The organism is Yersinia kristensenii (assembly GCF_900460525.1).
Lineage (GTDB): Bacteria > Pseudomonadota > Gammaproteobacteria > Enterobacterales > Enterobacteriaceae > Yersinia > Yersinia kristensenii.
Genome location: NZ_UHIY01000001.1, coordinates 1878251 through 1901386 on the forward strand (window position 1 = coordinate 1878251; position 23136 = coordinate 1901386).

Here is a 23136-nt window from a genome sequence, read left to right on the forward strand (position 1 = left end):
GCTTTTTTTGTTTTATAGCGCGAGAATGATTTAGGGTAAAATCACTTCTTGAGTTTGTTTCCATTGGGCTAAGGCTTGTTGGCGGCGGCGTTTCAGTTCATCTCGAATAGCCAAACCTTGTAGCCCACTGGCGACCACTTCCTGCACCGATACTCCATTGGCAATACGGTATGCCGCGCGTAAGTAATCGCCCTGTGGATAAGGATTTTCTTCAAACCCGGTGCGGCCCCGGGCATCTGCCTCGCTGGTCATTATCATCTGCTCAAGGCGCTCTGGTTTGCGCCAGACATCAATAGTATCGAACAATTTAAGCAGAGTTTCAGGGCGGAGTTTATTCACTGTATGAATGAGATCATGGTATTCCGCCACGAGTTTAGCTAAATCACGCACTGGATTCGGCACACGTAAACGCTGGCATAACTGCTCGACTAATTTGACTCCTGCGGGGCCGTGTCCATGATGATGGGGCCAAAACTCTTTCGGTGTCAGCCCTTTACCTAAATCATGGCAAAGTGCAGCAAAGCGCACATCAACTTCGGGGCTGAGTTGAGCGGCAATAGCTAGCGTCATCAGAGTGTGGATGCCGGTATCAATTTCCGGATGCCATTTTTCTGGTGCAGGCACACCAAATAGGCGCTCAATTTCGGGGAACAGCACAGCCAGTGCACCGCAATCGCGTAATACCTGAAAATAGATCTGCGGGCTTTGGGTTTTCAGTGCTTTTTCAGTCTCTTTCCACACACGTTCTGGTGTCAAAGCCGAAAGTTCGCCGCTTTTGGCCATTGAGGCCATCAATGATTGAGTCTCTGGGGCGACAGTAAAGCCCAAGTGGGCAAAACGGGCAGCGAAGCGGGCGACACGCAAAACACGCAGTGGATCTTCACCAAAAGCATCAGAGACATGGCGTAACACGCGGTTCTCCAAATCTTGTCGGCCATTGTAGGGATCAAATAACTCTCCCTCACTACTGCGGGCAATGGCGTTGATGGTCAAATCGCGGCGCAGTAAATCCTCTTCCAATGTGACATCAGGGGCGGCGTAGCAAGTGAAACCAGTATAGCCCTGACCTGATTTACGTTCGGTGCGGGCTAACGCATATTCTTCATGGCTGACCGGGTGAAGAAAGACAGGGAAATCTTTACCAACCTGTTGGTAGCCCTGTGCAAGCAGCTGTTCTGGCGTTGCCCCCACCACCACCCAATCCTGTTCGGTGACCGGTAGGTTTAATAAGCTGTCGCGTACGGCACCGCCGACCAGATAGATTTCCATATAAATCCTTCATTCTTGATGTCGCAGCGTTGTTATCTGCTCCCAGCAGATTTGTCACCCGAATCACTTACCTGTGTAAGCTCAACGGGATTTACTCGTTTGCTGCCTAGCTGGAACGCCAATGACTTTGGGTGGATCCCTCGTTCTTGACGTTACAGTATTAGTTGGTAATAGCTATCAGTTCATCCAGCGATTATTCTTTTTACGGCTAGGTATCAGATGTGGCAGCACTAAACCAATAAGCAGGCCGATACCCGCCACACCGCCACCGTACATAAACCATTGCAGAATAATAGTGCGCTGCTTGTCATCCAATTGCAGATTCACGGCGCTGACTTTTTTCTGAGCGACGATTAACTGGTTTTTCAGTGACTCATTTTCTTTCTGTAATTCGGAAATGACACTGTCACTGGCAGCCACTTTTTGTTGCATTTCTGCGGTGCGTTGATTCCAGCTATTATCAATATTAGCCAGTTTATCTGTCAGTGTTTTGACCTGTTGTTCAAGGTCAGGAACCCGGACGCGCAAGCTGGGGGTTTCGCTCAATTGATCCAGCGGGATCCAAGTGGTTTTACCTTTGCTGTCGCGGATTTGGCCGTAATTTGTGCTGTCATTAACGCTTATCAAGGTAACTTCATCCCCACCTTTTAGCGTGCCAACAATACGGTATTGGTTACCGGGGCCGCTATGAACGTAGGTATCCAGCTCATCAGAGATGTAGCGTTTTTCTTCAGCGTAAGCACCCAGGGAAATACTGAGACTGAGCACTGCGAGGCAAATTAGGCGTAATTTCTGCATTAGAGAGTCATTTATGAGTGAATTTATGGGACGATAGTAGTGTGTTCAGTTTGCCGACGCAACGCATAAACCGGAATGAGAACTATCTTACTCTCATAGGCAGTGCGGCTTGGGCCCTTTTTTGTTTATTTTAACTGCGGTGAAAATTTGTCTTATGAAGCCTTAGGATAGACTTGTGAAAACAGGTTAAAATAGAGTTTGACTCAGGGCTGCCGCGTGCGTGTTTTTTTGTTTTAAAGTAGATAAATTGGTGTAAAACAGGCAAATCACCGCGAAAGAGGCATAATGCCCGTAATCTCGCAACATACCGGTGTGAATGAAATTATGACCGTTGAAATAGAATTAAAATTTATTGCTACTCCTGCAGCCATTGCCGTTTTACCGGAGCGAATGACCTCTTGGCAAAGCCAGCATTTTGCGCCGCAAACTTTGACAAATATCTATTTTGAAACAGCGGATAACCGTCTGCGCCAACATGATATTGGCTTACGGATTCGTGGTTATGATGGCCGCTATGAAATGACGCTCAAAACTGGCGGTAAAGTCGTCGGTGGTTTACATCAACGGCCTGAATATAACGTTGATATTGATAACGATAAGTTAGATTTAGCACGTTTCCCCGCCGAGATCTGGCCGGAAGGTTGGGGGGTTGATGCGCTACAAGCCGAGTTGCAGCCATTGTTCCGTACCGATTTTACTCGTGAGAAGTGGGTAATCACTTACGGTGAGAGCGAGATAGAACTTGCCCTTGACCAAGGTACAATCTCTTCTAAAGCGGCGGATGGTACCCATGAGCTGTCAGAGCCGCTGAGCGAAATTGAGCTGGAACTCAAAAAAGGTAATCAGGCCGATTTATTGGCGCTGGCGGCTGAGCTGGCGCAAATCGGCGGTTTGCGCCAGGGGAACTTGAGTAAAGCGGCTCGTGGCTATCATTTGGCACAAGGTAATCTGCCGCGTGAATTGCGCCCATTGTTGGTATTACAGCCCGCGCCGAAATCTACCGTCGAGCAAGGGATGATTGCTGGGCTGGAAATGGCATTGGATCACTGGCAATACCACGAAGAGCTATGGTTGCGTGGTGAACCAGCAGCTAAGGCTATGGTTATTGAAGCTTTAGGTATGGTACGTCAAACCTTGGCCATTTTTGGTGGGTTAGTACCACGTAAAGCCAGCACCGAATTACGTGCTTCATTGTTAGCGCTAGAACCCCAGTTAGAGCCGAAAAATGCTAATGCCGAGTTAATCTGTTATAGCGCTGATTATCTGAAATGTAAGTTAGCGCTTACTTCATGGCTAGTGACTTCTGGCTGGCGGCCATTTATGGATGACAAAGCGCTGGCTAAATTCAATGGTTCATTTAAACGCTTCTGCGACATCATGCTCAGCCGCAGTGCCGCTGATCTGAAAGAAGCCTTTGGTCATCATCTCGATGATGATGGTTATTTGGCACAACTCCCGCGTTTAAACCGGCAGATCATGGCGTTCCAATTACTCTCTGGTTTCTATCCACAAAATGAATGGCATCCATACATTGATGGCTGGTTTGGTCTACAACTGGCGATTATGGAGCGGCAGGGCCACTGGCGTGATACCGCCCGTAAGGAAGCTTTAGCTCAGCCAGCGTTTTGGCTGAATGGTGCAGCTAGTTAATAGATAGCCGCTTGAGGAATGCTTTATGTTGCCACTCCCTTCGGAATTACAGATTCAGGCGCTGAATATACAGCAGCGCTTTAATGAGTTACCGGCTCCGCCGAGCTTGCGTGAAGAAGATATTGCAGTATTGGCGTTGAGTGATTTTGTCAGTGACATGTTACTGATTCACCCTGATTGGCTGGATGAGCTGCATCAGCAGCCGCCACAACCGCAGGAGTGGCAATTTTATCCACAATGGCTCAGTCAGGCACTGTCCGAGGTGCAAGACGAAGCCGCGCTATTAGCGGCGCTGCGGCTATTTCGTCGCCGGGTTATGGTGCGCATTGCCTGGTCTCAGGCACTGGAAACCAGCACTACGACGGATACTTTGCAACAGCTCAGTTGGCTGGCTGAAACCGTGATTGTTGCTGCGCGCGATTGGTTATATCAGGCGTGTTGTCGCGAGTTTGGCACGCCCTGTAATGCGGATAATGTGCCGCAACCCTTGCTGATTTTGGGCATGGGAAAATTAGGCGGCGGTGAACTGAATTTCTCGTCGGATATCGACTTGATTTTTGCTTACCCGGAAAACGGCCAGACCCAAGGCGGGCGGCGTCAGTTGGATAATGCTCAGTTTTTTACCCGCTTGGGCCAACGGCTGATTAAGGCATTAGACCAGCAAACTATCGACGGTTTTGTCTATCGGGTGGACATGCGTTTACGGCCATTTGGTGATAGCGGCCCACTGGTGCTGAGCTTTGCCGCACTGGAGGATTATTACCAAGAACAAGGGCGCGATTGGGAGCGCTACGCCATGGTGAAGGCTCGCCTGATGGGCGGTGCGGAAGACCATTACAGCAAGGAACTGCGCCAAACCCTACGGCCCTTTGTTTTCCGCCGTTATATTGATTTCAGTGTGATTCAGTCGTTGCGTAATATGAAAGGGATGATTGCTCGTGAAGTGCGCCGGCGCGGTCTGAAAGACAATATTAAACTGGGTGCGGGTGGAATTCGTGAAATCGAGTTTATCACCCAGGTATTTCAGTTGATTCGAGGCGGCCGCGAACCGCGTCTGCAACAGCGCGCTTTGTTGCCGACCTTACAAGCTGTGGCAGAGCTAGGGTTATTGCCGGAACAACAGGTGGCTGCGCTCAGTGGCAGCTATCTGTTTTTGCGCCGTTTAGAGAATCTATTACAAGCTATTGGTGATGAGCAAACACAAACATTACCCAGTGACGCGCTAAATCAGGCCCGATTAGCTTGCGGTATGGGCTATACGGATTGGGCTGCTATGAGCGCCGCGTTAGAGCATAATATGCAAGCGGTGCGCTTGGTATTTGATGACCTGATCGGCGACGATACTCCCGATATTGGCGAAGATCCTTGCCATGGTTTGTATAAAAGTTTGTGGCAGGATGCATTGGAAGAGAGTGATTTAGCCCCTCTGACACCGCATTTAGATGAAGCGGCGCGCCGCCAATTGTTGACCACTATTAATAATTTTCGCCATGATGTTGATAAGCGCACTATTGGCCCGCGTGGCCGTGAGGTGCTGGATCAATTGATGCCGCGTCTGTTCGCTGAAGTTTGTCCACGTCCCGATGCTAATGTTGCCCTCAGCCGCCTGATTCAATTGTTGTTGAGTATCGTGACCCGCACCACCTATCTGGAATTGCTGGTCGAATACCACGCGGCACTGAAACATGTTATTCGCTTATGTTCTGCCTCCCCGATGGTCGCCAGTCAGTTAGCTCGCTACCCGCTGTTATTGGATGAATTACTCGACCCGCAATCGCTCTATCAGCCGTTGGAACCCAGCGCTTATCGTGATGAATTACGTCAATATTTGTTGCGGGTGCCACCTGATGATGAAGAGCAACAACTGGAAGCATTACGCCAGTTTAAACAGGCACAACAATTGCGTATTGCCGCCGGAGATATCACCGAGGCGCTGCCGGTAATGAAAGTGAGCGATCACTTAACCTATCTGGCGGAGGCCATTATTGATGCGGTTATCCAGCAAGCCTGGAATCAAATGGTGGCGCGTTATGGTCAACCTAGCCATTTGCAGCAGCGCGAGGGCCGTGGTTTCGCCGTGATTGGCTATGGCAAATTGGGCGGCTGGGAGTTGGGTTACAGCTCAGATTTGGATCTGGTGTTTCTGCTCGATTGCCCGCTTGATGTGATGACCGATGGCGAGCGCAGCATTGATGGCCGCCAATTCTATTTGCGTTTGGCTCAGCGCATCATGCATTTATTCAGCACTCGTACCTCCTCAGGGATTCTGTATGAAGTTGATGCCCGGCTAAGGCCATCCGGGGAAGCGGGTATGTTGGTGAGCACTGTCGAGGCTTTCGCTGATTATCAGCAGAATGAAGCTTGGACGTGGGAGCATCAGGCGCTGGTACGCGCCCGCATTGTTTATGGTGACCCTGAGTTGCATCAAGAGTTTGACGCCATTCGCCAACACATCCTTTGTCGCCATCGCCAAGACCCGCAATTACAACAAGAAGTGCGCGAAATGCGCGAGAAGATGCGCAATCATTTGGGCAGTAAACAGCGCGATATCTTTGATATTAAAGCCGATGAGGGCGGGATCACTGATATTGAGTTTATCGCCCAATATTTGGTATTGCGCTATGCCGCCAGTGAGCCGCGTTTGACCCACTGGTCTGATAATGTGCGAATTTTTGAGTTAATGGCCAATTACGGCATTATGCCGGAGGTGGAAGCCGCAGCATTGACCCGCGCTTATGTCACCATGCGTGATGAGATTCACCATCTGGCTTTGCAGGAGCAATCAAGCAAAGTCTCCGCGGATAGCTTTACCGCAGAAAGAGCACAGGTGGCCGCCAGCTGGCGTAAATGGTTGGTTGCAGCGCCCACAGACGCATAGATTCCCGTTATTAATAGTATGCAAGGTGTCTGTGATATTATCCGGCACCATATAACAAACACAAAATTGGAGCGAAGGGATGTGTGTTTTCGGGGTTAATAACAGCTCACTTTGGGGGGCTAACGTATGAAAGTCACGCTGCCTGATTTTCGCCGCGCCGGTGTATTAGTCGTTGGTGATGTCATGTTAGACCGTTATTGGTATGGCCCAACCAGCCGGATTTCACCTGAAGCACCGGTGCCGGTAGTCAAAGTTGATACCATCGAAGAACGCCCTGGTGGTGCCGCGAACGTCGCGATGAACATCGCCTCCCTTGGCGCTATTTCCCGATTAGTGGGGTTGACTGGGATTGATGATGCCGCGCGCGCACTGACCAGCAAGCTAAATGAAGTGCAGGTGCGGTGTGATTTTGTTTCGGTACCGACTCACCCGACTATCACCAAGTTGCGGGTGCTTTCCCGTAACCAGCAGCTTATCCGTCTGGATTTCGAAGAAGGTTTTGATGGTGTTGACCCTCAACCTATCTTTGAGCGCATTCAACAAGCGCTACCACAGATTGGTGCTCTGGTGCTGTCCGACTATGCCAAAGGCGCACTGAATAGTGTGCAGGCGATGATCCAACTGGCGCGAAAAGCCAAAGTTCCGGTGCTTATCGATCCTAAAGGCAGCGATTTTGAACGTTATCGCGGCGCCACTTTGCTGACACCAAACTTATCCGAGTTTGAAGCAGTGGTCGGCCATTGTAAAAACGATGAAGAATTGGTGAGTCGTGGTATGAAGCTGGTGGCCGATTTTGAGCTTTCAGCTTTGCTGGTAACCCGCTCTGAACAAGGGATGACTTTGCTACAGCCGGGCAAACCACCATTACATTTACCGACCCAAGCACAAGAAGTGTTTGATGTGACCGGTGCCGGTGACACGGTGATTGGGGTGCTGGCTGCCGCATTGGCCGCTGGAAACACACTCGAAGAGTCTTGCTTCCTGGCAAATGCCGCTGCCGGTGTGGTGGTGGGCAAATTGGGGACATCGACGGTTTCTCCAATTGAATTGGAAAATGCTATCCGTGGCCGTGCTGAAACTGGTTTTGGCGTGATGGATGAGCAGCAACTGAAAAAAGCGGTGGCGCAAGCTCGCCAGCGCGGCGAGAAAGTCGTGATGACCAACGGCATCTTTGACATTCTCCATGCTGGTCATGTTTCCTATCTGGCGAATGCCCGCAAACTGGGTGATCGCCTGATTGTGGCAGTGAACAGTGATGCCTCTACCAAACGATTGAAAGGCGAAAAACGCCCTGTGAATCCACTGGATCAGCGCATGATTGTCTTGGGCGCACTGGAAGCGGTGGATTGGGTCGTGCCATTTGAAGAAGATACCCCGCAGCGCTTAATTGCCGATATTTTGCCGGATTTGCTGGTGAAAGGGGGGGATTATAAACCTGATGAAATTGCCGGTAGTGCAGAAGTGTGGGCCGCTGGTGGTGAAGTGAAAGTGCTGAATTTTGAAGATGGGGTTTCGACCACTAATATTATTCAGTCCATCAAGAATGGTTTGGGTTAAATCTCCTTCGGCCTTGAAGTGCGGGGGGGTTAGCTGCGTTCACTTACCCGAATCACTTACTTGAGTAAGCTCATCGGGATTCGTTTGCTTGCTGCCTACCCGCAACAGCAATGACTTTGGGTATTCGGTATATCGATATAGAAAAGGTGAGGATGTGGGGGGACTAAAACAGGAGTTGAGTCTGGCACAGGGAGTCGGGTTGCTGTCCACCTCATTGCTGGGAACCGGTGTCTTTGCCGTGCCAGCACTCGCGGCAATGCTGGCGGGGGCGGATAGTTTATGGGCCTGGCCGCTATTGATTGCGTTGGTTTTCCCTATTGCTATCGCCTTTGCTGCTTTAGGTCGCCATTTCCCCAGTGCCGGTGGCGCGGCCCATTTTGTTACCATGGCATTCGGGCCTAAACTTGGGAAAGTCACCGGTTGGCTCTTTTTGTCCGTCATTCCTGTCGGCTTACCTGCTGCGTTACAAATTGCGGCTGGTTTCTGGCAAGCCACTTTTGGCTGGAGTGATACCGGGTTATTAATGGTGCAATTGGCGACCTTACTGATTATCTGGCTACTGGGGACTCGCAGTGCGGGGTCTAGCGCTAATGTGCAAACATTGATTGCCTTGCTGGTTATCGCGCTGGTGGTGGCTATTTGGTGGCAAGGCGACATTCAGTTATCACAGATACCTTGGCCCGCACCTCCAGATATTTCCCCCTCAAATATGTTTAGCGCGCTGGCTGTGATGTTCTGGTGTTTTGTTGGGCTGGAAGCTTTCGCCCACTTGGCGACAGAGTTCCGTCACCCAGAACGTGATTTCCCGCGCGCCCTGTTGGTTGGGTTATTAGTTGCGGGGGTGGTCTACTGGGGATGCACAGTGGCGGTGCTGCATTTCCATGCCTATGGTGAACAGCAAGCCGCAGCGGCCTCTTTGCCGGGCATTGTGGTGCAATTGTTTGGTGAACATGCGCTGTGGATTGCTTGCATTATTGGCTATTTAGCCTGTTTTGCCAGTGTGAATATTTATACTCAAAGTTTCGCTCGTATGGTGTGGTCACAGGCGCAGGTGCGCCCACAAAGCAAGCTGGCACAGCTGTCTGTCGGGCAAACCCCGGTCAATGCACTGACGGCGGTGGTCGGCAGTTGTCTGTTCTTTACTCTGTTGACCTACTGGCTGTCCCTGCCATTGGATTTACTGATTGTTTATGCCAATGGCATTTTTGTGCTGATTTATTTGTTGTGCATGCTGGCGGGTATTCGCTTATTAAGTGGGCGCTCGCGGGTGATGTCGGTGATGGGCAGTATTCTGTGTTGTGTATTGCTGGTAATGATTGGTTGGAAAAGCTTATACGCCTTATTGATGTTTTCACTGTTGTGGATGCTGATGTCCAGGCGGAGAGGGTCAGTCATACAGCCATAAAAAAGGGCGCCATACGGCGCCCTAATGATAACTGGTGACTGACTTATACCTTACTCGCCCGTTTTATCATCAATAGCGGCTGTGGTATCAACAGCGGCTGGAGCACTGTTAAATTTGGCCTCCAGTTCACCCATGCGTTGTTCCAACAACGCCAGTTTTTCTCTGGTGCGCAGCAGCACTTGAGTTTGGACGTCGAACTCTTCACGATTAACCAAATCCAGGCGGGTTAACTGCGATTGCAGCACTAGCCGAATTTTCTTTTCGACGTCTTCCCCGAATTCGCGAATACCTTTCGGCATAGACTCATGCACCTGGCGGGCGATTTGTTCAATTTTTTTCGGGTCAATCATGGTATTTCCCTAATTAGATGTGAAGTTACTCCTACTAGTGTAATGCTTGATGCCGAATGTATAAACCTCCGCACATCACCATTTTGGTAATTGCTCCGACGAATCAATAGCGTTATAGTCATGGGGCTTATTCTCAGGGCGGGGTGCAAGTCCCCACCGGCGGTAAATTGTGTTGCGGCATTCCGTGTCGTGGTGCAAAAGCCCGTGAGCGCTCACGTTGTTTCTCTTGTCAAAGAGAGCAGGGTAGAGGTCAGCAGACCCGGTGTGATTCCGGGGCCGACGGTTATAGTCCGGATGGGAGAGAGTAACGGTATCTGCCGAGCTTATTTATTAAATAGCTCGCTTGCGTTATTTCGGCTATTTCTATTGTTAGATGAAAAATGGCCTTTTACTCCTCAAGACCGCCCTGATTCTGGTAATCCATAATTTTAATGAGGTTTCTTACCATGAATCAGACCCTTCTATCAGTTTTTGGCACGCCTGTTGAGCGTGTAGAACGTGCTATTGACGCGCTGCGTCATGGCCGTGGTGTTATGGTGTTGGATGACGAAAGTCGTGAAAACGAAGGCGATATAGTATTTGCTGCGGAAGCAATGACTGTAGAGCAAATGGCACTGACTATCCGCCACGGCAGTGGCATCGTGTGTCTGTGTATCACTGATGAACGCCGCCAACAGCTTGATTTACCTATGATGGTGACCAATAACTCCAGCCAATTCCAAACGGCTTTTACCGTGACCATTGAAGCGGCTAAAGGCGTGACGACCGGCGTTTCTGCCGCTGACCGTTTGACGACAATCCGTGCGGCAATCGCCGATAACGCGAAACCTGCCGACCTTAATCGGCCGGGCCATGTATTCCCGCTACGCGGACAGCCGGGCGGCGTATTATCCCGCCGTGGTCATACTGAAGCTTCTATCGATTTGGCTACCCTGGCAGGCTACAAACCTGCGGGCGTATTGTGTGAACTGACCAATGACGACGGTAGCATGGCACATGCACCAGAAGTGATTGAGTTCGCCAAATTACATGATATGCCAGTCGTGACTATTGATGATTTGGCTGAGTACCGCCAGTCGCAAGAACAAAAAGCCAGCTGATTTCTGATGGCAATATCTGCGGATATTGCCTATTGATAACGCGGTTTACACTCCGGGTTGCTATTATTCTACCGAATAGGTCGCCGCCCGGTTATTTGGTACTTATCCCTCTCTATCCTTGGTATTTTCCCGCTATTCATCCTCTTCAAATTTATTGAATATCTTCATCACTGTTATCCGGCTGTGTAATGAAAAAAAAGCGCGTAATGTACTCGTTATGGTTTTAGCGCCACATTTTTCTTAACAGTAAGGATTATCTATGAACACCTCTCGTATGCCTGCACTGTTTCTCGGCCACGGTAGCCCGATGAACGTGCTGGAAGAAAACAGTTACACTCAGGCATGGCGTGCGTTGGGTGAGACGTTACCTCGCCCTAAGGCGATTTTGGTCATTTCTGCCCACTGGTACACCCGTGGCACCGCAGTAACAGCGATGGAAAAACCTCGGACGATCCATGATTTTGGTGGCTTTCCACAGGCATTGTTTGATACCGAATATCCGGCCCCAGGTTCTCCAGAGTTGGCAGCCCAGATTCAGCAATTGTTGGCACCTATCGCCGTACAGGCTGATACCAGTGAATGGGGGCTAGACCACGGCAGCTGGGGGGTGTTGATCAAAATGTACCCTGCTGCGGATATTCCTGTGGTGCAATTGAGTATTGATGGCACCCAACCGGCAGCGTATCACTATGAATTAGGTCGTAAGCTGGCGGTACTGCGTGAGCAAGGTGTCATGATTGTCGCCAGCGGCAACGTAGTACATAACTTGCGTATGGTGAGATGGCAGGGCGAAAGCAACCCCTATCCATGGGCGGAGTCCTTCAACCAATTTGTGATAGATAACCTTAACTATCAAGGAGATAATCACCCATTGGTCAATTTTATGCAGCATGAAGAGGCTGCACTGTCCAACCCGTCACCTGAGCATTATCTGCCATTACTGTATGTATTGGGGAGTTGGGATGGTAAAGAGCAGATTTCGATTCCAACCGATGGGATTGAGATGGGTTCGCTGAGTATGTTGTCGATTAAGCTTGGTTAGCATTGACGTTATAAAAACTTAAAACCAGCGAGCCAAGGGTTGACCACTCCTACGGGCGCTCTGACGGTTTACACCGTTACGGCCCCAACGGAGTGTTTCCCCTTGGTTCAGTTTTATCAATAATTTTACGGTATTAGCCTTTATACCTATTCTTGCGCAGGCTTAACCCAAAATAATATGTGGGTAAAAACGTGACAGATCTTGGGTGATCAATTCACGATCTTCGCGCAAACCAATACCACAAGGCTGATCATTCACCAGCCAGCTACCAATCAGCGTATAGCTATCGCCGAACTTAGGTAGTGGGTGGAATTGCTGAACAATCATGCCTTCCTCACCATATGGCCCATCAACCCGCGCCACTTCTTTACCGTTTTCCACTATCTGAATATTGGCACCTTCCCGCGAGAATAGCGGCTTGGTGACATAATGATCCATGGCCGGATGATCATCTTCAGCAAAATAAGCAGGCAACAGATTAGGGTGATTTGGGAACATTTCCCACAGCAATGGCAGTAAGGCTTTATTGGAGATAATGCTCTTCCAGGCTGGTTCCAACCAGCGTACGCCAGCATCTTCCAATTTAGTGGAGAACATTTCGCGGAACATAAATTCCCACGGATAGAGCTTGAACAAATTACTGATAACCTGATTATCCAAGTCGGTAAATTGCCCTTTTTCCCCTAAGCCAATTTCCTCCATAAACATGAATTCAGTTGGCAGACCGGCTTCCAACGCACAATCTTGCAGATATTGCACAGTACCACGATCTTCTTCACTGTCCTGGCAGCAAGCCAGATGCAGCAAGCTAAAACCATGGTTATCGCGCAAATCAACAAAACGTTCAATTAGCTTCTCTTGCATGCTATTGAATTGGTCTGAATCCTGGCTCAAATTACCCGCATTGATCTGGTCTTCCAACCATAGCCATTGGAAAAAAGCGGCTTCATATAGTGAGGTCGGGGTATCTGCGTTGTTTTCCAGCAGTTTGGCCGGATTTATGCCGTCATAGGCCAGATCAAGACGCGAATAGAGCGAAGGTTGATTAGACTTCCACGAGCTACGCACAAAATCCCAGCAATGTTTCGGAATGCGGAATTTTGCCATCAGTTGATCGCTATTCACTACTTTTTCAACCACTTGCAGGCACATTTGATGCAACTCTGCGGTGGTGTCTTCCAACTCTTCAATTTGTGCCAGTGTGAATTCGTAATAGGCGTCTTCACACCAGTACGGCTCGCCATACATGGTGTGGAAACGGAAACCAAATTCGGTGGCTTTTTCGCGCCAGTCCGGGCGTTCGCTAATCGCTAAACGTTTCATTAATCAGACCTTAGCCACCCATGCTGCGCGTGCTGGTTTTAGATGATGTCGCGGCACTACGTTGCATAGAAGACTGTTTAGCTACTGACTCACCAAAACCGCCACGGGTGATGGTATTGGTCACGGCAGGTTTCGGCGCCATGGCGGTTCTTGGCACAGTCATAGTGCGGCCAGTGGTGGCTGAACCGAAGTTTTTGCCGGTTGCGTCGACAAACTTACCATTGGCCGGGCTGTTTGGTGCTTTGGAGGTAAACAATGGCTGGCTTGCGCCACCGCCCATCATGCGGCCCATCATATAACCTGCCATCAGCGGCATCCACATGCTACCGCTTTGCTGCGGTGCAGCGGCGGTGGTTTCAGTAGATGATGAGGATGTTGGGATCATACCGGCTTGTGCAGGAGCCTGGGTACACTGCGATTCACCAAATTCAGCCACGCAATCTTCACGGGTTGAATACTTAGGCGCAGTTTTAGCCGCTTCCTGCAAGGCTGTGTTGTATGCAGTGGTACATTCCGCGCTCTTGGACGGATTTGCTGCAGAGCAGTCATCAGCATTTTGATACAAAGAGACGGTTTCATCGGTTTTTTCGCAGCCAGCCAGCATAAATACGGCACTGACAGCTAAAGCTACTGGCGCAAGGCGGTAGCTGCGCCAGGATTTACGGAAAGTCTCTTGATGGATGTTTTGAGTCCGTTTCATCATTATTTGTCTCATTTCCGGGCGTTCAATGCCCTTTCCCAGTAAGTGTCCTAAGAATAGGGGAAATGTGTATGAAATTAAAGCTTGAGGGACGATGAGTAGCAGACTTTACAAAGCTATACGAAATGCTGCGAGTCACTTCGCTTTTTTCATTGACGAAAAATGCTGGGGAGTAAAAAAGAGGAAATGAAGAAAAATAAACCGGGCACAGCTTGACGCTGTACCCGGTGAGTTCACATTCGTAAAAATCAGTTACGGAATGGATTACCGGCAGCAGCGGTAGTCGGCTGGCTAACCGTTGTTGCTCGCGGTGCAGTCCGAGTGCTAGTACCATCAGCATAAGCATTCTGGTTAGCATCATCCGGTGCCAAGCTGGTGGCAGATGTTGGGACGGGTTTATCCAGTACGCCATTCAGTGCCATCAGATCGTTCATGTTCAGTGTACCCAGCGCTGACTGGATATTTAACTGATTAATCAGGTAGTTATAACGTGCATCGGCGAGTTGCTGTTTAGATTGATACAAGTTAGTTGTTGCAGTCAACACATCCAGAATGGTGCGAGTTCCCACTTGATAACCTGCTTCCATCGCATCTAATGAGCTTTGGTTAGAAATAACCACTTGTTCATAAGCCTTAATGCTACTGATGGAGGCTGAAATATTATTAAATGAGGAACGGACAGTTTGCACCACACTACGGTGTGCGCTTTCCAACTGCTCACTGGCACCGACGAAATTGTATTGTGCCTGTTTCACTGAAGAATTAGTCGCTCCACCGCTGTACAGCGGTAAGCTCAGTTGCACGCCAATTTTGTTCTGACCAGCATCCATGTTTGCTTGCTGGGTACTTGGCGTGCCGCCGCTGTAGCGAGTATTGGTGACTGAAGTTGAAGCCGTCAAATCGATGGTTGGCATATAGCCTGTTTCTGCCGACTTAATCTGCTCACGGGCTAAATCTTGGCTCAAACGAGCAGAAAGCAACGAAAGGTTACGTTTTTCAGCTTCTTTCAACAGGTTATTGACGGCCTGTGGGCGTTCTGTCTTCAAGCGAGAGACATTCAACGAGGCCAGTTCAGGGTAATAAACACCGGTAATTTGGCGCAGGTTTTCCAACGCGTTATCCAGGTTATTACGGGCCGTCACTTCTGCTGCTAACACGGTATCGTAACTAGCTCGGGCGTTTTGTACGTCAGTAATTGCCACTAAACCCACATTAAAACGCTGGGTCGTTTGGTCTAACTGGCGATAAACAGATTGCTTCTGCGCTTCGGTATAAGACAGGCTATCAATGGCTCTGAGAACATTAAAATAGGCAGTTGCCGTGTTCAAGATAAGCGCTTGTTCATTGGTCTGGAAGGTTACATCCTGAATACCCGCGGCCTTCTCTTGCAAAGTCAGAGCACGCCATTTAGACATGTCGAAAATGGTTTGAGTCAGTTGCAGAGAGCCTGATGTTGCATTGCTATCCGGGCTGTCAGAGGCATCACGGAAACCATTAGTATGGGTGTAACCGGCACCTAAACCCAGCTGTGGTAACAGCGGGCTACGGGCTTCATTAATTTTTTCATATGCAGCATCGCGGTCAGCCGCTGATTTGCGTAAATCCGGGTTACTATCCCTGGCTTGCTTATAAACTTGCAGCAAGTTCTCTGCCTGGCTCATGCTACTGAAACCAGCCAGACTCAGCCCGATAAGAAGGGGGAGCAGTTTCTTCATTTGCAGTCCTTGTTGTGCAGCAGTTGTGCGGCAATATTACTATGGTAGCTGTCGATAGACGAATTGTTGCCGATTCTATCAGAGTCTGCCAATGGGATAAGGTGGCAGATTGTGCCATCTCGCCTAAATTTACTTAAATCTATCACAAAGCTAAATGACTATTCAGACAACTAACCTGTATCACACTATTTTTGTCAAATAATCTTTATAAAACCGCCTTTATAAAATTGCCAACCTCTATTAGCCTGACTGGCATTCATTCATGCTGTCATTAAAAGTCACTATTCAGGCTAGATACTTAAGTAAGGAAAGACGTTATGACATCAAAACAACCCTCACCGGTGACCTTCGGCAAGAAGGATGTGGAAATTATTGCACGTGAAACGCGGTACAGGGGTTTTTTTTCACTGGATTTATACCGGTTTCGTCATCGTTTGTTTAATGGCGAAATGAGTGGGGAGGTTAAACGCGAAATTTTTGAGCGCGGCCATGCCGCCGTGTTATTACCTTATGACCCGGTGCGTGATGAAGTGGTGCTGGTTGAACAATTACGGATTGCCGCCATTGACAGCAGCCGGTCGCCTTGGTTATTAGAAATGGTGGCTGGAATGATCGAAGAGGGCGAAACCGTCGAGGAAGTGGTACGTCGCGAAGCGGAAGAAGAAGCGGGGATTCAGGTTGGCCGCTGTAAACCGGTGCTCAGTTATTTAGCCAGCCCTGGTGGCACCAGTGAGCGCTTATCTATCATGGTCGGGGAAGTCGATGCGACGACCGCGAGTGGGATTCATGGGCTGGCCGATGAAAATGAAGATATTCGGGTGCATGTTGTCAGCCGTGAGCAAGCTTATCGTTGGGTTGAAGAAGGTGTTATTGATAATGCAGCCTCAGTCATTGCATTACAATGGTTGGCGTTGCACCATCAATCGCTAAGAGCAGAATGGCAGTCGTAAAGAGAGAAAATAATGAGCAAGCGCTACACACCTGATTTTCCTGAAATGATGCGGATATGCGAAACTAACTTCGCGCAATTGCGTCGTTTGATACCGCGTGTCGATGAAGTGGGTGAAAGCGTGGCTTATCAGGTCAACGGCGCCAGTTATCAACTGACAATTATTGAGTCAACCCGCTACACTTCTGTTGTCGAAATTGTGCAAACTGCGCCTGTTATCAGTCATTGGAGCCTGCCATCTATGGTCGTGCGGCTTTATCATGATGCGCAGGTCGCGGAAGTGTGTGCCAGTCAGCAGATCTCCCGCTTCAAAGCAAGTTATGATTATCCGAATAAAAAGTTGCATCAGCGGGACGAAAAGCATCAAATTAACCAGTTTCTTGCTGACTGGTTGCGCTATTGCTTGGCGCATGGAGCGATGGCAGTTCCGGTTTGTTAGACAGACTTATAGCCTGACCTACTGAGAGACAGAGATGTGATGAATCTGGTTGGGAAAGGTGCAAAAACAAGGACACCATTTGGAAAGCCTGTTTAAACTGCCTATGGCGAGTGGGGCCAGGGTTAGAATTTTACAAATAACAGATACCCACCTCTTTGCGGGGGAACATGAGACCTTGCTGGGTGTAAATACTTCTCGCAGTTATCGCGCTGTGTTAGATGCGATTATTGCTGAGCAACACTCCTTTGATCTTATTGTTGCGACCGGTGATTTGGCTCAGGATCATTCCGTTGCGGCTTATCAGAATTTTGCTGAGGGCATCTCCCGTTTGCCAGCACCTTGTGTCTGGCTACCCGGCAATCATGATTTCCAGCCTGCGATGGTGGATGCTTTAGCAAATGCCGATATTGCACCGTCAAAGCATGTTCTGGTGGGTGATAACTGGCAAATACTGTTATTAGATAGCCAAGTTTTTGGTGTCCCTTACGGTGAACTGAGTGACTATTAGTTGGAGTGGATGGAGCGCTGCCTGGTCGCGTATCCAGAACGTTACACACTGATATTATTGCACCATCACCCGATGCCTTCGGGTTGTACTTGGCTTGATCAACATAGTTTACGCAACGCGCATATGCTTGCAGCCGTGCTGACTCGCTATCCGCGCGTGACCACCTTGTTGTGCGGCCATATTCATCAGGATTTAGATCTCGATTGGTATGGTAAGCGCCTGTTGGCTAGCCCTTCTACCTGTGTGCAGTTCAAACCGCACTGTACTAATTTTACACTTGATACTGTGGCACCGGGATGGCGCTACCTCGACTTACTGCCTGATGGAAGACTTGAAACTGAGGTTCGTCGGTTAGCCAGTGATGATTTCTGCCCGGACATGGACTCGGATGGTTATTGAATGAGTACGCTTCTATATATTCACGGATTTAATAGTTCACCCAGCTCGGCCAAGGCAACCACTTTCAAAAGTTGGTTGCAGCAACACCATCCTCATATTGAGATGCAGATACCGCAATTACCGCCTTATCCGGCGGAGGCCGCAGAAATGCTGGAAAGCATCGTGATGGATAAAGCGGGGCAATCCCTCGGCATTGTAGGTTCTTCCCTTGGTGGTTATTTTGCTACCTGGCTTTCCCAGCGCTTTAGTATTCCCGCCGTGGTGGTTAACCCGGCAGTGCGGCCATTTGAGCTGCTCAGCGATTATCTGGGGGAAAATGAGAACCCCTACACTGGGCAACAATATGTGTTAGAGTCTCGACATATTTATGATCTGAAAGCCATGCAGATTGAACAGTTGGGATCACCGGATTTACTCTGGTTATTGCAACAAACCGGGGATGAAATCCTCGATTACCGTCAAGCGGTTGCCTATTATACCCCTTGTCGGCAAACAGTAGAATCAGGTGGGAATCATGCCTTTGTTGGCTTTGATCATTATTTCTCCCCGATTGTAACTTTTTTAGGGCTAGCAACCGCTTGATATGGCAGTTTAAGCATCACCCGATACAGTCGGTTTTGTTACTGCAGTGGGTATTGTACCGTAGGCCGTGATGGCCTGCCGGGCATGTTACCGCTAGCCTTCCAACCATTAGCCGAATATTAATCAAACCATGACTGAATCCAGCTATAACGCTGATGCCATTGAAGTACTCAGCGGTTTAGAACCAGTGCGTCGTCGTCCGGGAATGTACACGGACACCACGCGGCCAAACCACCTTGGTCAAGAGGTGATTGATAACAGCGTCGATGAAGCACTGGCAGGCCATGCCCGCCGCATTGACGTCATTCTGCACGCCGATCAATCACTGGAAGTAATTGATGATGGCCGTGGAATGCCGGTTGATATCCATCCAGAAGAAGGTGTTCCTGCGGTTGAACTGATCATGTGTCGTTTACATGCGGGCGGCAAATTCTCTAATAAAAACTATCAGTTCTCTGGTGGTTTGCACGGTGTTGGTATTTCGGTTGTTAACGCCTTATCCAAACGGGTAGAAGTGACGGTGCGCCGTGATAGCCAAATCTATAGCATCGCCTTCGAAAATGGCGATAAAGTGCAGGATTTACAGGTTATCGGCACATGTGGTAAGCGCAATACCGGGACCAGCGTACATTTCTGGCCGGATGTTTCTTTCTTCGATAGCCCACGTTTCTCTGTCTCCCGTCTGTCACATTTGCTGAAAGCGAAAGCCGTACTCTGCCCTGGCGTAGAAATCGTCTTTAAAGATCAGGTCAATAATACTGAACAACGCTGGTGTTATGCCGATGGTCTGACTGACTACCTGATGGAAGCAGTTAACGGCTTGATTACTTTGCCAGAAGTGCCGTTTGTCGGCTCTTTTGCCGGTGATACTGAAGCTATTGACTGGGCGTTGTTATGGTTACCAGAAGGTGGCGAGCTGCTGACTGAAAGCTACGTCAACCTGATCCCTACCATGCAGGGCGGCACTCACGTCAACGGCTTACGTCAGGGTTTACTGGATGCAATGCGCGAATTTTGTGAATATCGCAATATTCTGCCACGAGGCATCAAACTCTCGGCGGATGATATCTGGGAGCGCTGTGCTTACGTGCTGTCAGTCAAAATGCAGGATCCACAATTTGCCGGCCAGACGAAAGAGCGACTTTCCTCACGTCAGTGCGCGGCTTTTGTCTCCGGCGTGGTAAAAGATGCTTTTAGCCTATGGCTGAATCAGAACGTACAAGCGGCTGAACAGTTGGCTGAGTTAGCTATTTCCAGCGCCCAGCGCCGTATGCGTGCGGCAAAGAAAGTGGTGCGTAAAAAGCTGACCAGCGGCCCGGCATTGCCTGGCAAACTGGCCGATTGTACTTCGCAAGATTTGAGCATGACTGAACTGTTTCTGGTGGAAGGGGATTCTGCGGGCGGTTCTGCCAAGCAAGCGCGTGACCGAGAATATCAGGCGATCATGCCGCTGAAAGGGAAGATCCTGAATACTTGGGAAGTCTCTTCAGATGAGGTTCTTGCTTCGCAGGAAGTCCATGATATTTCAGTTGCTATTGGTATTGATCCAGACAGCGAAGATCTAAGCCAACTGCGCTATGGTAAAGTTTGTATCCTCGCGGATGCGGACTCCGATGGTTTGCATATTGCCACTTTGTTGTGTGCGCTATTTGTTCGCCACTTCCGCGCTCTGGTGCGCAATGGTCACGTGTATGTGGCGATGCCGCCGCTGTATCGTATTGATTTGGGTAAAGAAGTGTTTTATGCGCTGGACGAAGAAGAGAAAGCCGGTGTCCTGGAGCAACTGAAACGTAAACGCGGTAAACCGAATGTGCAGCGCTTTAAAGGGCTGGGTGAAATGAACCCGTTGCAGTTACGTGAAACCACTCTTGATCCTAATACCCGCCGCTTGGTGCAGTTGACCATTGGTGATGACGATATTGATAAAACAATGGCCATGATGGATATGTTGCTGGCGAAGAAACGCTCCGAAGATCGTCGCAATTGGCTACAAGAGAAAGGGGATACCGCCGAGATCGAGGTTTGATCGATAACAGGATCTGAGCGATGAAAGTGACCTTAGAAGAGCTGCAGGCGTTTACCTCGGTAGTTGACTGTGGCTCAATCACGGCGGCTGCGGAGCAGCGTAGTCAGACCACATCAGGCATCAGCCGGGCATTGAGCCGGCTGGAACAAAAGTTGGCGACCACCTTACTGCGCCGTACCACACGGCGGCTGGAGCTGACGGAAGAGGGCGAATTGTTCCTCAAACATGCGCGGCAGATCCTCGGTGCGGTCGATGATGCTGAAGAGCAGATTGCTCTACGGCGGCTGAAACCGGCTGGGCGGTTGCGGGTGAATGCGGCAGCGCCTTTTATGCAGCATGTGATTGTACCGATGATTCCCGGTTTTCGCGCACTATATCCGCAAATCATCCTTGAGCTGAATACCGACGACCTGAATATCGATTTGCTGGAACAACGCACTGATATCGCGATCCGCATTGGCGCGCTACGCGATTCAACTATCCATGCGCGTTTGTTGGGTGCCAGCCGGGTGCGTATCCTCGCTAGCCCAGATTATCTACAACTCCACGGCACTCCCCATACGATTGAGGAGCTGGCAAATCACAGTTTGCTTGGTTTTACTCAGCCCGAGTTTCTTAATCAGTGGTCACTACCTCATTTGCCGGGTGGACGTTCGTCAATCATTCCTAATCTGGCTGCATCCAGTGGCGAAACACTGCGTTTATTGGCTTTACAGGGCGAAGGGATTGTCGAACTCTCAGATTTTATGACTCGAGAGGATCAACTGGCGGGGCGCTTAGTTGAGGTGATGGCCGATCAAACTCTGGAAACCTGGCAGCCGATTAATGCAGTTTATTATCGTAATACTCAGCTTGCCGCGCGCATTACTTGTTTTCTGGATTATGTCAGTGAGCAGATTAAGTTGCAGGGTAGTCATTGGCTCAGAGATCCCCTTCGTACTTGAAGCCACAGGGTTAGCTGCGCTAATTACTCGGCCCATCCGTAGACCTCGCCTTTGCGGGGTGCTGCAAGCAGCGTTCAAGTCTGTTCCCGACAGATTTGTTCTCCGAATCACTTACTTGTAGTTGACCCTACATGAATAAGTTTATCGGAATTAATGGGCCTCAAAGAGGCTCTTGAGGTTGATGACAAACCCATTTTGTCGCATTGAGGCTGACGGGGCGACTGCGCCGATGGGCGCTCCGACGGCTCACGCCGTTACGACCCATTCGGCACATTTCCCCTTTTATCAACTTTGTCAGCAGTCTGATAAGCCTCAAAGAGGCTCACCCTACGGGCTGGCATAAATGCTGTTCAAATCGATTTTCAACCGATTAGTCATTCGCTTGCCGCCTACCTGCAACTCCAATGACTTTGGGGATAGGCTGATTAAGCGTTATCAAGGATATGAATGTTCACATCCAGCACATCATCTTTAACCACTTCACGATGCATCTGCATATGTTGCATTTGCAGATGCAGTTCCAAGTGATGCACACTTTGCCACTTTTCCAGCATGAAAATTGAGTCTGGCGAATTCTTTTGCCAGTCAAGCTGGGTTGGTACGTCAATCATTGGCACGTAGCCACCACAGCCCTCTTCTGCCAGCACCGCCGGTATTAGCTTCTCAATAGCGTCCAACACGGTCTGACGACGCCCTGGTTTGACTTTTATTTCTGCAAAAACAGTAATCATGGCTACCCCAATTTAGATGTGATGGTGTGATATCAAACTGCTTGATGCTTAAAGTTTTCGGCCAAATGCTGACGATAACGATTAATATCACCTTCAATATCTGGTTGCTTAATCACATCATTGCACATAAATGTTGGCAAGGATTCCATTCCAAGGAATTGATTTGCCTTATGGAAATGCAGGTAAACGCCATCAACACCGACCCCTTCAAAGAACTGATTCGGATCAGTAAAGGCTTCAAATGGTGCATTCCAGGTCACTGAAAGCATATAGGTTTTACCTTGAATCAAACCGCCAGAACCATAGCCTTTAGTGGCATCGGAGCGCGTACGACCATCACTTTGATACAGGCGGCCATGGCCATAGGTAAAGACTTCATCAATGTATTTTTTCAAAATCCATGGTTCGCCCATCCACCAACCTGGCATTTGATAAATGACGGTATCAGCCCAAAGATAATTTTCAATTTCATTTTCAATATCATAGCCCTGGTCAACAGTAGTGATTTTAACCTGATGGCCATTCTCTTGTAGAAAATCGGCAGCCACATTAGTGAGAGTGAGATTAAGCGCCCCTTTGGAGTGCGCAAATTCCTTCATTGCGTTAATAATTAATACGTTACTCATTGATATACCCTTTTAAAGCTATACCCCTATTTAAATAATAGAGGTTCGATGCTGCCTAACCCGGAATAGTGAGTATGCTAACGGTTTCATTACCAGAGAAAAATACACAATGATGCATAACACTATTGCTTAGTAAGCAACAAAA

Annotated in this window: 19 protein-coding genes, 1 pseudogene and 1 riboswitch; of the genes and pseudogenes, 12 read left to right on the plus strand and 8 right to left on the minus strand. The window is 49.2% G+C overall.

Annotation, left to right across the window (positions count from 1 at the left end; genetic code table 11):
* Positions 1 to 30: 30 nt before the first annotated feature.
* Both DX162_RS08665 and DX162_RS08670 read right to left on the minus strand, forming a co-directional pair.
* The gene (locus tag DX162_RS08665; protein WP_004390146.1) at positions 31 to 1269 is read right to left on the minus strand and encodes a multifunctional CCA addition/repair protein; all 1239 of its coding nucleotides are present in this window, start codon (positions 1267 to 1269) and stop codon (positions 31 to 33) included.
* Positions 1270 to 1446: 177 nt separating this feature from the next.
* The gene (locus DX162_RS08670) at positions 1447 to 2067 is read right to left on the minus strand and encodes a TIGR04211 family SH3 domain-containing protein (RefSeq protein WP_004390145.1); all 621 of its coding nucleotides are present in this window, start codon (positions 2065 to 2067) and stop codon (positions 1447 to 1449) included.
* 324 nt (positions 2068 to 2391) lie between these two features.
* Here DX162_RS08670 and DX162_RS08675 point away from each other — a divergent pair, with 324 nt between their 5' ends.
* The 4 genes from DX162_RS08675 (at position 2392) to yjeH (ending at position 9557) form a co-directional block, all read left to right on the plus strand.
* Positions 2392 to 3717 carry a CYTH domain-containing protein gene (locus DX162_RS08675; protein WP_032819669.1) on the plus strand — a complete coding sequence of 442 codons (1326 nt, stop codon included), beginning with the start codon at positions 2392 to 2394 and terminating at the stop codon, positions 3715 to 3717.
* A gap of 25 nt (positions 3718 to 3742) precedes the next feature.
* Complete coding sequence (gene glnE, locus DX162_RS08680; protein ID WP_004390143.1) at positions 3743 to 6595, plus strand: bifunctional [glutamate--ammonia ligase]-adenylyl-L-tyrosine phosphorylase/[glutamate--ammonia-ligase] adenylyltransferase; 2853 nt, start codon at positions 3743 to 3745, stop codon at positions 6593 to 6595.
* Between the two features lie 126 nt (positions 6596 to 6721).
* Positions 6722 to 8152, plus strand: coding sequence for a bifunctional D-glycero-beta-D-manno-heptose-7-phosphate kinase/D-glycero-beta-D-manno-heptose 1-phosphate adenylyltransferase HldE (hldE, locus tag DX162_RS08685; RefSeq protein ID WP_004390142.1), 1431 nt, complete (start codon positions 6722 to 6724; stop codon positions 8150 to 8152).
* Positions 8153 to 8306: 154 nt separating this feature from the next.
* On the plus strand, positions 8307 to 9557 hold the full coding sequence (yjeH, locus tag DX162_RS08690; protein ID WP_004390141.1) for an L-methionine/branched-chain amino acid transporter: 1251 nt from the start codon (positions 8307 to 8309) through the stop codon (positions 9555 to 9557).
* A 50-nt stretch (positions 9558 to 9607) separates the two neighbouring features.
* Here the strand turns inward: yjeH and ubiK are convergent, their stop codons facing one another.
* Entirely contained in the window at positions 9608 to 9907 is a 300-nt protein-coding gene (gene ubiK, locus DX162_RS08695) for a ubiquinone biosynthesis accessory factor UbiK (RefSeq protein ID WP_004390140.1), read from the minus strand.
* A 125-nt stretch (positions 9908 to 10032) separates the two neighbouring features.
* Positions 10033 to 10217, plus strand: a riboswitch (FMN riboswitch).
* Between the two features lie 136 nt (positions 10218 to 10353).
* Here ubiK and ribB point away from each other — a divergent pair.
* Both ribB and ygiD read left to right on the plus strand, forming a co-directional pair.
* Positions 10354 to 11007, plus strand: coding sequence for a 3,4-dihydroxy-2-butanone-4-phosphate synthase (gene ribB / locus DX162_RS08700; RefSeq protein WP_004390138.1), 654 nt, complete (start codon positions 10354 to 10356; stop codon positions 11005 to 11007).
* A gap of 259 nt (positions 11008 to 11266) precedes the next feature.
* The gene (ygiD, locus tag DX162_RS08705) at positions 11267 to 12049 is read left to right on the plus strand and encodes a 4,5-DOPA-extradiol-dioxygenase (protein ID WP_032819638.1); all 783 of its coding nucleotides are present in this window, start codon (positions 11267 to 11269) and stop codon (positions 12047 to 12049) included.
* 162 nt (positions 12050 to 12211) lie between these two features.
* Here ygiD and DX162_RS08710 read toward each other — a convergent pair whose 3' ends face one another.
* From DX162_RS08710 to tolC, 3 genes are all read right to left on the minus strand, one after another.
* Positions 12212 to 13372 (minus strand): glutathionylspermidine synthase family protein, encoded by a 1161-nt coding sequence (locus DX162_RS08710; RefSeq protein ID WP_004390135.1) that lies wholly within the window; start codon positions 13370 to 13372, stop codon positions 12212 to 12214.
* A 10-nt stretch (positions 13373 to 13382) separates the two neighbouring features.
* Positions 13383 to 14072 carry a DUF1190 family protein gene (locus tag DX162_RS08715; RefSeq protein ID WP_032819668.1) on the minus strand — a complete coding sequence of 230 codons (690 nt, stop codon included), beginning with the start codon at positions 14070 to 14072 and terminating at the stop codon, positions 13383 to 13385.
* Positions 14073 to 14320: 248 nt separating this feature from the next.
* Positions 14321 to 15787 carry an outer membrane channel protein TolC gene (tolC, locus tag DX162_RS08720; RefSeq protein ID WP_004390133.1) on the minus strand — a complete coding sequence of 489 codons (1467 nt, stop codon included), beginning with the start codon at positions 15785 to 15787 and terminating at the stop codon, positions 14321 to 14323.
* A gap of 317 nt (positions 15788 to 16104) precedes the next feature.
* Here tolC and nudF point away from each other — a divergent pair, with 317 nt between their 5' ends.
* The 6 genes and pseudogenes from nudF to DX162_RS08750 all read left to right on the plus strand — a co-directional run bounded on the left by nudF (position 16105) and on the right by DX162_RS08750 (position 21634).
* Positions 16105 to 16737: an ADP-ribose diphosphatase gene (gene nudF / locus DX162_RS08725; RefSeq protein WP_032819636.1), complete on the plus strand. Its 633-nt coding sequence runs from the start codon at positions 16105 to 16107 to the stop codon at positions 16735 to 16737.
* A gap of 12 nt (positions 16738 to 16749) precedes the next feature.
* Positions 16750 to 17175: a DUF1249 family protein gene (locus tag DX162_RS08730; RefSeq protein ID WP_004390131.1), complete on the plus strand. Its 426-nt coding sequence runs from the start codon at positions 16750 to 16752 to the stop codon at positions 17173 to 17175.
* A gap of 79 nt (positions 17176 to 17254) precedes the next feature.
* Positions 17255 to 18082 (plus strand): annotated as a pseudogene (cpdA, locus tag DX162_RS08735) (3',5'-cyclic-AMP phosphodiesterase).
* On the plus strand, positions 18083 to 18664 hold the full coding sequence (yqiA, locus tag DX162_RS08740; protein ID WP_032819635.1) for an esterase YqiA: 582 nt from the start codon (positions 18083 to 18085) through the stop codon (positions 18662 to 18664).
* 130 nt (positions 18665 to 18794) lie between these two features.
* The gene (gene parE, locus DX162_RS08745) at positions 18795 to 20690 is read left to right on the plus strand and encodes a DNA topoisomerase IV subunit B (protein ID WP_004390127.1); all 1896 of its coding nucleotides are present in this window, start codon (positions 18795 to 18797) and stop codon (positions 20688 to 20690) included.
* A gap of 20 nt (positions 20691 to 20710) precedes the next feature.
* On the plus strand, positions 20711 to 21634 hold the full coding sequence (locus DX162_RS08750; RefSeq protein ID WP_004390126.1) for a LysR family transcriptional regulator: 924 nt from the start codon (positions 20711 to 20713) through the stop codon (positions 21632 to 21634).
* Positions 21635 to 22059: 425 nt separating this feature from the next.
* On the opposite strand, the gene DX162_RS08755 is transcribed toward DX162_RS08750, so the two are convergent.
* Together DX162_RS08755 and DX162_RS08760 are read right to left on the minus strand one after the other, a co-directional pair.
* Positions 22060 to 22365 carry a putative quinol monooxygenase gene (locus tag DX162_RS08755; protein ID WP_004390125.1) on the minus strand — a complete coding sequence of 102 codons (306 nt, stop codon included), beginning with the start codon at positions 22363 to 22365 and terminating at the stop codon, positions 22060 to 22062.
* A gap of 32 nt (positions 22366 to 22397) precedes the next feature.
* Entirely contained in the window at positions 22398 to 22991 is a 594-nt protein-coding gene (locus DX162_RS08760; protein ID WP_004390124.1) for an NAD(P)H-dependent oxidoreductase, read from the minus strand.
* Positions 22992 to 23136 lie beyond the last annotated feature (145 nt).